Here is a 14,931-nt window from a genome sequence, read left to right as displayed (position 1 = left end):
AACAGACACGTACTTCGCATAACTCCTACCCTTCTTCTCAAAAATTAGCAGACGCGTTCTCCAAGTTTAAGATTTGCATCGTCATCACAAAAACGATCATTGAATGCAGCCCGAAACAAATAGACAAACGCACCCGTTATCTTACAAGCATAAGATAGCCATTGGCATTTCCCTTCTTCTTTTATGCAGCTCCACGCTATTGTTGGGGCAAACAAAATTTACAGTAAGCGGTACGATAAAACAAAAATCGTCCGGTGAAACACTCATTGGAGTAGCGGTAGGAGTCTTAGAAAAACCTACTGTGGGAGTAACCACCAACGAGTACGGGTTTTATTCCCTTTCGCTTCCCCAAGGCAACTACACATTGCGTTTTTCGTACATCGGATACGAGCAGCAATCGATCCCGGTAGCATTGAATGCAAATGTGACGGTAAACGTGAATTTGGCCGACGGAGTCAGTTTACAGGAGGTAGTCGTCTCTTCCAAAAAGGAAGATGAAAATCTTACCTCCTCCGCCATGGGAACGGAAATACTGAATATGAAAACCGCCGCTAAAATTCCGGTCGTATTTGGTGAAAAGGATCTGGTAAAAACCATTCAATTGATGCCCGGCGTAAAATCGAATGGAGAAGGGAGTAATGGCTTTTCGGTGAGAGGCGGAGCGACCGACCAAAACCTGATCCTGCTCGATGAAGCACCCGTATACAACGCTTCGCACCTGCTGGGGATGTTCAGTACGTTCAATAGCGATGCCATTAAAGATGCTACCATTATCAAAGGCAACAGCCCGGCTCAGTTTGGCGGACGCCTGTCGTCGGTGTTGGATGTAAAAATGAAAGAAGGCAATAATAAAAATTATCAGGTAAGCGGTGGAATTGGTCTGATCAGCAGCCGATTAACGATAGAAGGGCCGATTCAAAAAGAAAAATCCTCCTTTATTATTTCCGGTCGACGGACGTATGCAGACCTTTTTGCACGACTTTCGTCCGATTTAAAAGACGTTAAATTGTACTTCTATGACTTAAATGCCAAAGCCAATCTGGCGATCAACGATAAGAACAAACTGTACTTTTCGGGCTATTTTGGCAAAGACGTATTAGGGGTTTCAAAAACTTTCGGCAGCGACTGGGGAAACTCTACGGCAACCTTGCGATGGAACAGTGTACTGAGCAGTAAATTGTTTTCCAATACCTCCATCATTTACAGCAACTATGATTTCAATGTCGGATTTAAGAGCGAGGGAGGCGAGATAAATTTCAATTCTCACATCAAGGATCTTAACCTCAAGCAGGATTTTACGTTTTATCCAAACGCTGACAATACCATCCGCTTCGGTTTCAATGTCATCCACCACACCATTACGCCCACAAAAGCCGAAGGTTCTGATATTGTGAATACTAAAAAAAGCCGCATAGGCTTGGAAAATGCGGTATATACGAACAACTCCTGGAAGGTATCTGAGAAAATCAATCTTGACTATGGACTTCGGTTTTCTTTTTACAATGTTATGGGTGGAGATACCTATCATATTTACGAGCAGAATCAGCTCCCTCAATCCGTAGAATTGAAAAAAGGCAAAGTCGGCAAAACCTATTTCAATTTGGAGCCAAGACTGTCGGCCAATTACAGAGTGACCTCCACTGCCAGTGTAAAAATGGGCTATGCCCGCAACACGCAGAATTTGCATTTGATGAGCAATTCTACCGGCGGCAGCCCTACCGATCAATGGATTGGAAACAGCTACAACATAAAGCCGGAAATAGCCGACCAAGTGAGCCTGGGACTGAGTAAAAACTTCAACGACAATGCGCTGGAACTGAATACAGAGGTCTATTATAAATCCATGCAGCACCAAATTGACTATCGAGACGGCGCCGACATTAACACCGTTCCTGACGTAGAAAGCGAACTGCTCTTTGGGAAAGGAAGGGCGTATGGGGTAGAGATTTTATTGAAAAAGAAAACGGGGACATTGACCGGATGGATAGGATACACGCTTTCAAAAACGGAACGCCAAATAGAAGGCATAAATAACGGCCAATGGTACAACGCCAAGCAGGACCGCACACATGATCTGTCGATCGTTGGGGTTTATACACTTTCTCCCCGATGGACACTGTCCGGAACTTTTATCTATACCACCGGCAATGCAGTAACCTTTCCTACGGGTAAATACTTGCTGAACAACATGCTGGTCTACCAATATGGCAACCGTAACGCAGACCGAATGCCGGCTACCCATCGATTTGACATCGGCGTCACGTACGAAAAGCCTTCCAAGGGAAAGTTTCAGAGTTCATGGAGTTTCGGTTTATACAATGCGTATGGTCGTAAAAACCCGTATGCCATCACGTTCAAAGAAAACAAAATTAATCCCGAAAAAATAGATGCCGTACAAACGTCTCTCTTTCAATGGGTACCGAGTGTAACGTATAATTTTAAATTTTAAGCACCCGAAAATGAAAACTATAATCAGCTTAGTATTGCTCGCTTTGGTGTGTACCGCTTGCGAAAAAACAGTGACGTTGGACTACAAAGTAAATCAGTCTAAAGTCATCATAGATGGCAATATCACCAACGCAACCGGACCGTATTTCGTAAAAATCACGAAGTCCCTCAAATTGATTGAAACCGGCACCTATCCTACCATTGATAATGCCGTCGTCAGCATTAGGGATGATGCCGGAAACCGTGAAACTTTGACTCCGCGCGGCAACGGGATCTATCAGACGGCTTCCCTAAAGGGCGTGCCTGGCAGAACCTATACACTGACTGTGCAGGCAGAAAATCAAACATATGTTGCTCAAAGCACTATGCCGCAGCAAGTATCCTTCGAGTCCATAAAAGTGGAGGAAGTTGTTTTTACCGGTGAAACGGAATACAATTTAATACCGGTTTACAATGACCCGATGGGAAAGGGGAACAATTATCGGTTTGTAGTGTCGGTAAACGATAAACTTATTAACCAACATTTTATCCAAAACGATGAAGTAAAAAACGGCGTTGTCAATACCCTTAGACTGGAAATAAACGATGATGAGGTAAAATTGAAAAAAGGAGATGCCGTCAATATAACCATGCAGTGCATCGACGCAAATGCGGCATTGTTTTACAAGACCTTGATGCTGATAGGTGATAGCGGCCCGGGTGGCGGTATAACTCCAACCAATCCTCCAAGCAATATTTCCAATGGATCTTTGGGTGTCTTTTCGGCTCATACAATAGATACGAAGGGAGTTAAATTATAGAAATGACTTGTCTCGCAAAACGGGCGTTTTGTGAGACTAAATTTTCTATTAGAAAAACGCCTGATTTAGTTGCAAAAAGTGTCTCATAATGTTATCTCATTAATCAATGCCTCACTTTGTGGAGTGGGGCTGAGTTTGTGATATATTTTCCGATAGTTTTTATTGTGGTGGAATTTTATAAACAGTCATTTGTAAAAGGCCATAAATACCATATATTTACAAAACGACCGTGGAACACCTATAAATTAGGAACAAGAACGAAAGGAGCTGTAAGGCAATTAAAAGCACGGAGCATTATACTTGGTAAACCTGAGAACTTGACTATTGAGGCGATAAAGAAAGGTTGTAATATTAGGATGGAGAATGCCAGAACCCACAAAGCAAATATGCAAGCAAAGGAGCTTCCAACATTATATAGGAATATGGGTATGACTTATCAAGGCATGGCGGAAAAGCTAAATCAATCACAATATTTGACAAGGCGGCAAAAGCTTTTTGATGGGAAGGGGGTGTATAGGTTACTGGAGCGCAAAAATGAGTAATTCAGTTTTCGTATTATCTATGTGTAGTACGAAAGCAAACATACAAAACCTTTAAAAATGTCAAAGTATTAGATAAAAAATGACCAAAAATGCAGTTTTTTTTCGTACTATAAAAGGTAAAAGACGAAATAAGTCTTTTACTGAAGAAAAATTTGCAATGTAGAGCTTTAAAGAGGTAATTTTTCAAAATGCGCCAAAATAACTTGGTTTAAATCGGTATAATTGCTATCTAAAACATTTTTAATAAAAAATGTTTAATAAGCCTCGTGGCAACAAACTATATAATTTTATGGACAATTTATACCTTCAATATAAGCAGATACTTGATGAGATTTACCCTGTAACAACCACAATAAACGATAGCCTCTTCTTATCAGTCAAAAAAGCTGCTTTTGTTCGTAATTTAGAATATAATCTTCAAGTTAATAAAGAGAGTAGTACTAATTTGTATTTTCTTATGCCCTTTTTACGGGGATTGACAGAGGATTATATTACTTTAAGATATATAAATGAGAAAATAACATATGAAGATCAGGAAGATATAATTAAGTATCTAATTACAGAGGATTTAGTTAAAAGCGTAGATGCGCAAGAAGTCTTTTTTGATAAGGAAAGGCAGCAGCAGCAAATTGTAATTCCAAAAACTATACCTTCTGTTTACGAAAATCATAATATCTTTGAAAAATCCTTTAAAAGTTTAGCTTTAAAGTATAATTGGCCTAAGAAAAATCTTCCTAATGTTTTTGAGAGGGCTAAGGCTATTGGTTTAGAAGAATTTTACAGGTACTTTTATCATGCAACCTCAAGAATTGTTCATTTTAACCCGCAATTATTACTTAGGCTTGGATGGGGTATTGAACCTAATCTTGCATTTGAAGAAACAACTTTTAAGTTTTCCGCTGAAAATTTAAAAAAGTACTATACTTATTTCTGTCGCTTTTATGGATGGTTTATCTTTTCTAAATTATATGAAAATTTTAAGAGTGATTTTTTTACTTCTGATATAATTGATAAATCTCTTGCTAATATTCAAATAGAGATTGAACATTTAAGATGGCCTGAAATAGTTACATTTGAAGAATTAAATATTCCTATGAAGCAAGGAATGATGATTTATAACGAGGCTAAATTTGGTTTGTAAAGAGTAGCTGCAATAGTTTACGAGGTACATACAACAGAGGTTACACTTCTGCCACAGTCATCCCTAATTTGTAACTCATGCAATAAACATGAGTTTTCTCCGAAATAGATGTAGCAAAGGCAATGTATCGTCATCCCTCTAACCAACCATCTAAAGCATAGCTCTAAATCTTCATTACGTGAGGAAGATTACTAGTTTGACCTAATTTAGGCGCAAAACGAAGTTTTGAAATGCACTCCCCTTATAAACAACAAATCCCGACAAATGTCAGGACTGTTGCTTCGGTTTTCAGTTGTTGTAAAATATAATTGTGATGAAAAATTTTTCTTCCTCTAAAGAGCTAACTCTTTTTGGGTAGTAATTGTTAATATTTCATTTTCTTTAAGGCGTTTGGCAAGACCTAGGGTCTTGGGAACTTCATAATGAAAGAAGAACTTCATCGTATGAATTTTGGCTTCATAAAACGCCAACTCCTCTCCTTCAAGATGTTGGCTTAAAATAGCCTGTTTGGCTACCACTCCTTGTTTGAGCCATTGCCAGGCTACGGTTATAATCCCAAACAACTCCATATAAAGAGTAGCATCCATCAAAAATCGCTCTATGTCGCCCTGCATAGCATGAGGCATCAAGCTCATCGTGACTTCTTGCAAGCGCGCTAATTCTGCCTTAAGTATCTGAGCATATTTGCTCATTTCATCTAAAGCCTCCGCTTCTGAGATGGTTTTGCTCACTTCTCCAAAAAGCAACTGAGCGGGTTTACCACCTTTCATGGTCATTTTACGACCTAGCAAATCTTGCGATTGGATACCGGTGGTACCTTCATATATGGGTGTAATCCGAATATCACGGTAGAGCTGTTCGAGCGGGAAATCTTCCGTAAAGCCATATCCCCCCAGCACCTGAAGCCCATTGCTCACCGCCACCAATCCCATTTCAGTAGGGTATGTTTTGGCTACGGGAGTAAGCAGCTCTAGCATCAAGCGATATTTTTCTTTTTCTTCGGGGTCGTCGGAAGCGTGTGCAATATCAAAGCAACGGGCTGTTTCAATCAACAAAGAGAGCGAACCTTCCACGATTGCTTTTTGGAGCAAGAGCATCCGTTTTACATCCGGGTGTTCAATAATCGGAATTTGAGGCGTATCCAAGGCCGATTTTTCATTCAATCGACGACTTTGCGGACGTTCTTTAGCGTATTGTAACGATGCCCCATAAGCTGCTGACGCAATAGCCGCCCCTGTCATTCCGACTCCGATGCGGGCTTCGTTCATCATCTGAAACATATATGAAAGCCCTTTGTGAGGCTCTCCTACCAACCACCCGTGGCAATCGTCGCGGTCACCCATAGTCAGGTGCATCGCTGGTACCCCCCGTTGGCCGAGTTTATGATAGATGCCCGTAGAGGTAACATCATTTTCGGAGCCGTCTTCCCGATATTTGGGTACGACAAAAAGCGAAATGCCCTTGGTTCCTTTGGGTGCACCTTCTATCCGAGCCAACATCAAATGAATGATATTAGGACATTGGTCATGGTCTCCTGCCGAAATAAACACTTTTTGGCCTTTGATACGATAAGTACCATCTTCTTGGGGAAAAGCCGTAGTAGTAATATCTGATAATGAACTTCCTGCTTGCGGTTCAGTCAAAGCCATAGTACCTTGCCACTGACCGGCCAGCATTTTTTCAACATAGAGTTGCTTTAAATCTTCTGACCCAAACGAGGCAATCAATCTAGCTGCGCCTGAAGTAAGGCCCGTGTACATCATACCATTGTTGGCGGCCATTACGATAAAACCTAAAAGCGAATTGACTGTTTCGGGCAATTGCTGTCCGCCATTTTCAAAGTCAAAACCTGCTCCTATCAACCCCGCCTCACCCATTGCTCGGATATACTCTCCTACTTTGGGATGCACCGCTACTTTTCCATTACGAAGCTCTGGCTGATTGCGATCTAGCTCTTTCAAATAAGGAAACATGATATTGTCTCCAATTTGGGTTACGGCATCAAGCGTCATATCAAATGTTTCCCGATCATGCGCATTGAAATACGGGTATTTGGTCAGCTCGGTAGCTTTAAAAACTTCATAAAGTAGGAAATTGATATTTCGACGGCTATAGTACTGGGCCATTGGGCGTTAATCTATTTTCGTTTTTATCAATAGGCTTATTGGTATGCTTGCATACTGTATCGCAAAGATACATAAAATCTTTACAACTATTTATAATTCAATAAAAAAAGGCGGCCTAATTACTTTTTTAGACCGCCTTTTGGGGATAAAATATTTTAATTATGCCAAGGTATTTAGATCAAAAGGCAGCCTACGGATTCGTTTGCCAGTAGCGGCAAAAATCGCATTGGTCAGGGCAGGGGCAATAGGAGGCAAACCTGGCTCACCTACTCCACCCGGTTCGGCTCCGCTTTCTACAATGTGTATTTCTACCGCTGGCATTTCATTGAATCGCATGATTTGATACTGATGAAAATTGGTTTGCTCGGCTTGTCCATTTGCAAAGGTAATTCCTTTTTTGACCGCTGCCGAAATCCCCATCACAATGTTGCCTTCGGTTTGGGCTTTTACATTATCAGGGTTGACATAATGCCCACAATCTATTACCGACACCACTTTGTCTATCTTAACGCCATTGGCTTGTTTAGAAACCGTAATACAACAAGCACTAATACTTCCGAAAGACTTAAATATGGCTACTCCTTTGCCTTGACCCGCCGGAAGTTTTTCGGACCACTTGGCTTTTTCGTGTAAAGTTTCGAGTACCGTTTTAAAGCGCGTATCTGTCAACATTTCAAGACGAGCTTTGATAGGGTCTTTACCAGCGGCATGAATGAGTTCATCCAAAAACCCTTCTTGACTAAACCCAAAATTGGAAGCATATACTGAACGCCACCATACAATGGGAATGTCGGTAGGTACATGGCTAAACGATACCTTAAAAGCAGGGATATTGTATTTTTGTTCTTTTTGGCTCAATTCGCCACAAATCCAATCGTCTGGTTTATCAGTGGGTGTTTTGAAGACCTGCATTTGGATAGATTCACCGATAGGATGATGATGATACGCTACAATATTGCCCTGCGTATCTATTCCCCCTTGCATACGTGCCAGCATTCCGGGGCGATAAGGCCCTTGGGTGATGTCATCTTCACGCGTCCACACCAATTTTACGGGTTTTTTGACCTCCCGAGAGAGATAACACGCCTCCAACAAAAAATCGTGATAGGCTTTTCGTCCAAATGCGCCCCCCAGTAAGGCTACGTTGACTTTAATCTGTTCGGGTTTTATTTTGAGATAACCTGCCAAATCCCTTAAAGCCCAATCAGGCCCCTGAATAGGTGCCCATACTTCGGCGGTGCCGTCTTCTTTGATATGAGCGATGGCATTTTCAGGTTCTATGGGTGCATGTGCCAAAAAGGGAGTTTCATATACTGCCTCTATTTTTTTAGAAGCTCCTGAAAACTTTGCGCCAAAATCTCCATGTTCTTCCGCTTTTAATCCTTCTTTGGTTGCCGCTTCCGCACATTTCTTAAAATAAGCTTCGGTGGTCATGGTTTGGGGGATATCCCCATTTTCCCATTGCACCTTTACCGCTCTTTTGGCCGACAGCGCCGCCCAAAAATTATCGGCAATGATAGCCACTGCTTCGGCGGTACGGTGAGGCATGGGACGTTCGCATTTCAATACTTTCTGAACACCCTTGATTTTTAGAGCCTCGGTATCATCAATAGACACCACTTTTCCGTGAATGTGAGGATTATGAATCATCACGGCGTATACCATTCCGGGAACTTCTACGTCTATTCCAAACACTGCCTTACCCGTCACACGGGCGGGTACATCAAGCCTAGGGGCATATTTCCCAATGATTTTAAAATCTTTGCTGTCTTTAACAACGGGATTTTTAGGAACTTCCAGTTTGGAAGCATCATCGGCTACTTCTCCGTAAGAAAGTGTTTTGCCGGTAGGCTTGTGGTATATCTTTCCTTCTTTGGCGTAACATTCTGTTGCGGATACCTTCCAACGCTGAGCGGCGGCCTTAACGAGCATTTCGCGGGCGGCGGCTCCTGCTTTACGAATAGGATTCCACAAGGCTCTTACGCTGCTGCTACCTCCCGACGTTTGGTCTCCGTATTTGTTTTTACCATCTGACTGCCAGATAGTTACTTGATCCAATCGTACTTCTAGCTCCTCAGCCAAAAGCGACGGAACCGCTTGGGTAGAGCCTTGCCCCATATCAGGGCGAGGATTGATGAGGATAATTTTCCCCGTAGGTTCTATCACAATAAACGGGTTGATTTCGAGCGCCAAGGCTGAGGGGCCACCGTGGGTAGTCATATTGACCACCGAGGGCCTAGAGGTAGCTGATAACCCTAACATCAAACCCGCCGACGATAGACCCAAGGTTTTTATAAAATCTCTGCGATTACTCATGTCTTTAGTTTTAAAGTTTAGATGCTCTTGATTACTTTCCTCCAGATGCTTCATTTTTAGGAGCAACCTTTGAGGCTTGTTTGATAGCTTTCCGAATACGGTCATAAGTACCACATCGACAAAGATGTCCACGCATCGCGGCGTCGATGTCGGCATTGGTAGGATTAGGCTTTTCTTTTAAAAGCGCAGTAGCGGCCATAATTTGCCCCGACTGACAGTAGCCACACTGAGGTACTTGTTCATCAATCCATGCTTGTTGTACAGGGTGGAGATTTTCTTCTGTACCAATTCCCTCGATAGTCGTTATTTTTTTTCCTGTTACTGCTTGTACCGGTAAAACACAAGAACGCGTAGGCTTTCCGTCCATGTGTACGGTACAAGCGCCACATTGTGCTATGCCACAGCCAAACTTTGTGCCTTTGAGCCCAATAATATCACGAATCGCCCACAAAAGTGGCATCTGAGGTTCGATGTCAAGGTTATAATTTTTTCCGTTGACATTTAAGGAGATAGCTGCCATAAATTAAAAAGCTTAGTTTATTTTTAGTAAATTTTGCTAGAAAATATATCAAAACCAAGCATTGAAGCTGAAGGGATATTTTTGGTGTCCTAATCCTCACAAAAAAAGGATGAATCAAATTAGTTAGATAGCTCTCACTGATGCATAAAAAGGTGCTCTATCGAAGCTTCGGTAAAACGAGCTTTTTTCGATATAGCTCGCTTTAGTTGTTGAATATAATCAGACTTAGGAATCTCAACAGCCCCAAACCTACGTACATTATCGTTGATAAACTGAGTGTCTAGCAAATCAAATTTTTGTTGTTTGAGAATCTCTATTAAATAATGAAACGCAACTTTAGAAGCATTACTTACCGTATGAAACATAGATTCACCAAAAAATACCGCACCAATGGCCACTCCATAAAGCCCTCCAACCAAACGATTGTCAATATACGTTTCAACACTGTGCGCAAATCCCAAATGGTGTAAATCAGTATAGGCTTTGATGATTTCGTCCGAAATCCACGTATTATCATCTCCTTGACGTGGTGCGGCACATCCCCTCATTACCCCATTGAAGTCAGCATTGATTCTAATCTCAAAAACAGATTTATTCAGAATAGGGCGAAGCGATTTAGGGGATTTGTACGTATAAATAGGGATGATAGCTCTGGGATCTGGTGAATACCAGTACAATGTACCGTCGGCATCTGCCATTGGAAATATACCGTTCATGTACCCATAAATAAGATCGTCGGCCGAAAGAAATGACATGACACAATCAAAAGTGGTTAAAAACAAATATATAAACATGTACCCTGAAAACAAAATTATGAAAGTGTTTTGGAGTATTTTGCTGCTAATTATGGCTTGTTCTACCAATCAATCTAAGGACATGGAACCTGAAATCATCAACCAGCCGAGTGCTTATCGGTACTTAGCGCTCGGCGATTCTTACACCATTGGGGAAAGTGTAGCTCCTGAGGATAGGTGGAGTGAAATTTTGACAAATTTGTTAAGACAAAACAATGTTAACATTAATTCTCCTGAAATCATCGCTCGTACGGGTTGGACTACCGCCGAACTCTTGGAAGGAATAAAAGATCGAAATCCTAAAGGTCCTTATAACATAGTCTCGCTTTTGATTGGGGTCAACAACCAATACCGTGGGCAAAGTATGGAGCGATACCGCGTTGAATTTCAAGAACTTCTCCAACAAGCCATTGGATATGCGGGCGGAAATATTCAGCGAGTCTTTGTACTTTCTATTCCCGATTGGGGAGTTACGCCTTTTGCCAAAGGAAGCAATCAGGCCCAAATTGCAGCCGAAATTGACGCCTTCAACGCAATAGCCAAAGAAGAATGTGACAAACTTAGTATTGTCTTTATTGACATTACACCTCTTTCCCGCACCGCCAAAGATGACTTATCGCTTATCGCTCAAGATGGGCTTCATTTTTCGGGAAAAATGTATCGCCTATGGGCCGAAAAAGCTTTGCCAATCATACAACAACGGGTTTTAAAGTAATAAAATAACCCGCTAAAGCGGGCTTTATTCAACTTTTTCATTTTGTGACTCCTAACTAATTGGATGTAGAGTCTGCCCTTTCATGGCTTCTTCTTTCAAAAAAGGTTGATGATAGAGGCGTTTTCCGGTGGCTTTAAAAAATGCGTTAGCCAATGCCGCTGCCGCCGGCGGAAGCGCTGGTTCTCCCAAGCCTGTTGGGTTGATGTCACTATCTACAAAATAAACTTCTACTTCTGGCACTTCCTTCATCCGAATGAGGCGATAGGTATCAAAATTCTTTTGGGCTGGCACGCCATCTTTGAGCGTTACTTCCCCATATAGTGCATGTCCCAGGCCATCAATAATCCCCCCCTTCACCTGCTGATACGCTCCGCTTAGATTGACTACTACTCCACAATCTACGGCCGCGTACATTTTTTGCAGTACCAAATTACCATTTTTCATCTCTATTTCGGCCACCTGCGCGATATAAGAACCATGCGAAAAATACGCGCTAAATCCTTGGTATAATTGTTTGTTTTTACCCCAATTCGACTTTTCTGCTACCAATTTAATCACGCCTTTCATTCGCTCAATATCATATTTTACCGCTCCTACGGGCGTTTTTTGTGCTTTGTCAAGATAAGCAAGTCGATATTCGATTGGATCTCGACGAGCGGCAGTGGCTATCTCGTCAAAAAAGGACTGTTCGGCAAATCCCAAAAAATTTTCGGAAGGTGCTCGCCAAGGAGCGGTTGTCACAGGAGATTTATGGTCAATGGAATCAACCAGAAAATTGGCCACGGCTCCCGCTGGAAAATGATCAGGGCGTGCGCTATTGCCTGAATTGATACCTACTCCACGCATTCTATATCCAATCCAATTTCCTTCTTCATCCAATGCCGCCTGAAAACGATAGCGCATCGCTGGTCGATATTGCCCACCCTGCATATCGTCTTCGCGAGTCCACATTACTTTGACGGGAGCTTTGGTCATACTTGACAGCTCGGCTGCTTCCATCGAATAATCGGAGCGTTGTCGTCTTCCAAAGCCGCCGCCCATGCGCGTCATTTGGAGCGTTATTTTCTCAATATCTACCCCTAACAATTTCGCCACATTTTTGCGGGTATCTTCAGGCAACTGAGCTGGCCCAATCAATTCAACCCCTTCGGGCCGTACATGGGCAAAAAAATTCATCGGCTCCATACAAGCATGAGACAAAAAAGGGGCTTGATATTCGCGCGTAATTACTTGAGCGGCGGTTTTAAATACCGCCTCTATATCTCCGTCTTTGCGCGATGGTTTTACATCTGCTTTGTCCAACAGTTGTTTCATCAACGTATTATGCTCCGTTGTACTTTCTACCGCACCGTCGGGTTCATATTCTACTTTCAATAATTTACGGGCTTTGGTTACTTGCCAAGTAGATTTGCCTAGTACTGCTACTTTGTTTTTGAACGTAATCACATCCACAATACCCGGCATAGCCTTGGCGGCGGCAGTTTCCACAGATTTGATTTTGGCACCAAATGGGGGCCGTTCAATCATGGCAATCAACATTCCCTCTCGATAGGTATCTATTCCATACAACGGTTTACCCGTAATCATTTCTGCATTATCAGTATTGTGAATAGGTTTTCCGATGAGTTTATAGTCTTTTTTTGCCTTTAATTTTATGCCATCTGGCACTTTCATGGTGGCTGCTTCTGTCGCTAAAGCCCCATAACTTAGTTTGCGGCCGCTTTCTTTATGCCATACAAAACCGTTATCGGTAGTCAATGTGGCTACCGAAACATCCCATCGCTTAGCAGCCGCTTCCATCAACATCCATCGAGCCGTGGCACCGGCTTTACGCAGCCGCTCCCACGAATGCTGCATGGCTCCACTCCCCGCCGTGGCCTGACGTTCAAATTTCTTAGTGTCAAGATGTGCTTGCACTATTTTTACTTTGGTCCAATCCGCATCTAGCTCTTCGGCCACAATCATCGGAAAAGCCGTTTTGATATTTTGCCCTACTTCGGGATTAGGCGCAAAAATGGTAATGACATCATTGGGTGCAATGGAAAGATAGCTGTTAAAATTAACATCTTCTGCTACCGTTTGTATTGGCGAAGCGGTTAATTCAAACCATCGAAAACTTAACAGAAAGCCTCCACCTACCATAGTCGAAGCTCTTATAAAATCCCTTCTGCTTGATTTTATAGACATGATGTGTGATTATTTGAGTTTTGAAGCAGCCAAAGCAACAGCTTCTCGAATACGGTGATAAGTACCACAACGACAAACATTTCCGTTCATGGCTTCAGTAATTTGGGCAGGCGTAGGTTTGGGGGTTTTATTGAGAAACGCCGAAGCGGTCATTATTTGACCCGCCTGACAATAGCCACATTGGGGTACATCAACTTCCGACCAAGCTTGTTGAACGGGATGCTCACCATGGGCCGACAAGCCTTCAATAGTAGTTACTTTTTGCTTGCCAATTGCAGAGACTGGCAATACACAAGAACGCACAGCTGTACCATTTAAGTGGATAGTACAGGCACCACATTGCCCAATACCGCAGCCATATTTAGTACCTACCAATCCCAAGTGGTCGCGGAGTACCCATAAGAGCGGCGTATCTTCTTCGACCTCTACGCGGTAGGTTTTATTGTTGATTTTCAATGTGTAATTAGCCATTTTACAGTCGCTTTGACAGTTAACAAAATCTTGTTTATAAAAAAGCTAATCAATCAACGGTTATACCGTCTTTTTAGTAGTGGGGGCAAAAGTAAAATGGTAGGGTAAAATGCGCGACAGTTTGTGCAAATGTACCGTCAGATGAGGGATATATCTGACGGTACAGGAACTAGTAAAGTAGGGTAACGGAACCTATTAATTTTTGTAGATTCTTTGTTGAGACGGTATATAAAAACGAAAGTCACATTTTTTAATTAAAAAAATAACAAATACCTATCGCTGCTCTAAAAGTACGCACATCAGGGCGGTCTTCAAAACCTTGTCCGCTGGCTAAGAAGCTGTTATACTTCCCAATCGTACCAGCAGCTCTGATATTAAGAGATAATTGGGGTGTAATAAAATAATTGATGCCCCCTCCTAGCCATACACTAGGTCCGCTCAACTTAAACTCATATAATATACCATTCAAATAAACAGGGCTTATTTTCAAATTTTGTAAGGCATATCCTACCTCCACAAAAGGCCGAGCTGCCTGTAAGGTTCCGCCAAAATTGGCCCTAATTCCTGCCGCAAAGGTTGACATACGATTTACATCCCAGTCTGCTTTTAGTTTTAAGGTTTGGCGTTCGTATTGGGCAAAGCCTTCAAATCGTTGGTTAAATCCATAACCTAGTCTGACAGTTCCGCCAAGGCCGTTGGGGTCGGACTCATCCAATTGATCAAAAAAGGTAGAAGACCAGCGTACAAAGCTTCCTTGGAGACTCAGATTAAATCCTTCTGTATTTGAACGTATGTCTTGAGCAAAAAGGCTAGCAGAAACACCACTAAAAAGTAGAAATAAAATCGTTTTTTTGAACATGATTTTGGATGT

General features: G+C 42.2%; 11 protein-coding genes. 4 read left to right on the top strand and 7 right to left on the bottom strand.

Going from position 1 to position 14,931, the window contains the following annotated elements:
• The first annotated feature begins 103 nt into the window (after positions 1–103).
• The 3 genes from G563_RS0104770 (at position 104) to G563_RS0104755 (ending at position 4,931) form a co-directional block, all read left to right on the top strand.
• Positions 104–2,449 (top strand): TonB-dependent receptor, encoded by a 2,346-nt coding sequence (locus G563_RS0104770; protein WP_084650763.1) that lies wholly within the window; start codon positions 104–106, stop codon positions 2,447–2,449.
• A gap of 10 nt (positions 2,450–2,459) precedes the next feature.
• Complete coding sequence (locus G563_RS0104765) at positions 2,460–3,248, top strand: DUF4249 domain-containing protein (protein WP_028664301.1); 789 nt, start codon at positions 2,460–2,462, stop codon at positions 3,246–3,248.
• An 831-nt stretch (positions 3,249–4,079) separates the two neighbouring features.
• On the top strand, positions 4,080–4,931 hold the full coding sequence (locus G563_RS0104755) for a DUF5677 domain-containing protein (protein WP_157585075.1): 852 nt from the start codon (positions 4,080–4,082) through the stop codon (positions 4,929–4,931).
• 332 nt (positions 4,932–5,263) lie between these two features.
• Here G563_RS0104755 and G563_RS0104750 read toward each other — a convergent pair whose 3' ends face one another.
• The 4 genes from G563_RS0104750 to aat form a co-directional block, all read right to left on the bottom strand.
• Entirely contained in the window at positions 5,264–7,057 is a 1,794-nt protein-coding gene (locus G563_RS0104750) for an acyl-CoA dehydrogenase (protein ID WP_028664299.1), read from the bottom strand.
• Positions 7,058–7,216: 159 nt separating this feature from the next.
• Positions 7,217–9,373 carry a xanthine dehydrogenase family protein molybdopterin-binding subunit gene (locus G563_RS0104745; RefSeq protein ID WP_028664298.1) on the bottom strand — a complete coding sequence of 719 codons (2,157 nt, stop codon included), beginning with the start codon at positions 9,371–9,373 and terminating at the stop codon, positions 7,217–7,219.
• A gap of 31 nt (positions 9,374–9,404) precedes the next feature.
• Positions 9,405–9,893: a (2Fe-2S)-binding protein gene (locus G563_RS0104740; protein WP_028664297.1), complete on the bottom strand. Its 489-nt coding sequence runs from the start codon at positions 9,891–9,893 to the stop codon at positions 9,405–9,407.
• A gap of 134 nt (positions 9,894–10,027) precedes the next feature.
• The gene (gene aat, locus G563_RS0104735; RefSeq protein WP_028664296.1) at positions 10,028–10,648 is read right to left on the bottom strand and encodes a leucyl/phenylalanyl-tRNA--protein transferase; all 621 of its coding nucleotides are present in this window, start codon (positions 10,646–10,648) and stop codon (positions 10,028–10,030) included.
• 37 nt (positions 10,649–10,685) lie between these two features.
• Here aat and G563_RS0104730 point away from each other — a divergent pair, with 37 nt between their 5' ends.
• Positions 10,686–11,402: an SGNH/GDSL hydrolase family protein gene (locus tag G563_RS0104730; protein WP_229598445.1), complete on the top strand. Its 717-nt coding sequence runs from the start codon at positions 10,686–10,688 to the stop codon at positions 11,400–11,402.
• 51 nt (positions 11,403–11,453) lie between these two features.
• On the opposite strand, the gene G563_RS0104725 is transcribed toward G563_RS0104730, so the two are convergent.
• The 3 genes from G563_RS0104725 to G563_RS0104715 all read right to left on the bottom strand — a co-directional run bounded on the left by G563_RS0104725 (position 11,454) and on the right by G563_RS0104715 (position 14,919).
• Complete coding sequence (locus G563_RS0104725) at positions 11,454–13,589, bottom strand: xanthine dehydrogenase family protein molybdopterin-binding subunit (RefSeq protein ID WP_157585073.1); 2,136 nt, start codon at positions 13,587–13,589, stop codon at positions 11,454–11,456.
• Positions 13,590–13,598: 9 nt separating this feature from the next.
• Positions 13,599–14,060, bottom strand: a complete 462-nt coding sequence (locus G563_RS0104720) for a (2Fe-2S)-binding protein (protein WP_028664293.1) — start codon at positions 14,058–14,060, stop codon at positions 13,599–13,601.
• Between the two features lie 250 nt (positions 14,061–14,310).
• Positions 14,311–14,919 (bottom strand): outer membrane beta-barrel protein, encoded by a 609-nt coding sequence (locus G563_RS0104715; RefSeq protein ID WP_028664292.1) that lies wholly within the window; start codon positions 14,917–14,919, stop codon positions 14,311–14,313.
• Positions 14,920–14,931 lie beyond the last annotated feature (12 nt).

The organism is Runella zeae DSM 19591, from assembly GCF_000423565.1.
GTDB classification, from domain to species: Bacteria; Bacteroidota; Bacteroidia; order Cytophagales; family Spirosomataceae; genus Runella; species Runella zeae.
Note: the sequence above shows the minus strand (reverse complement) of the source record. Positions and strands in the feature narration are given on the sequence as shown.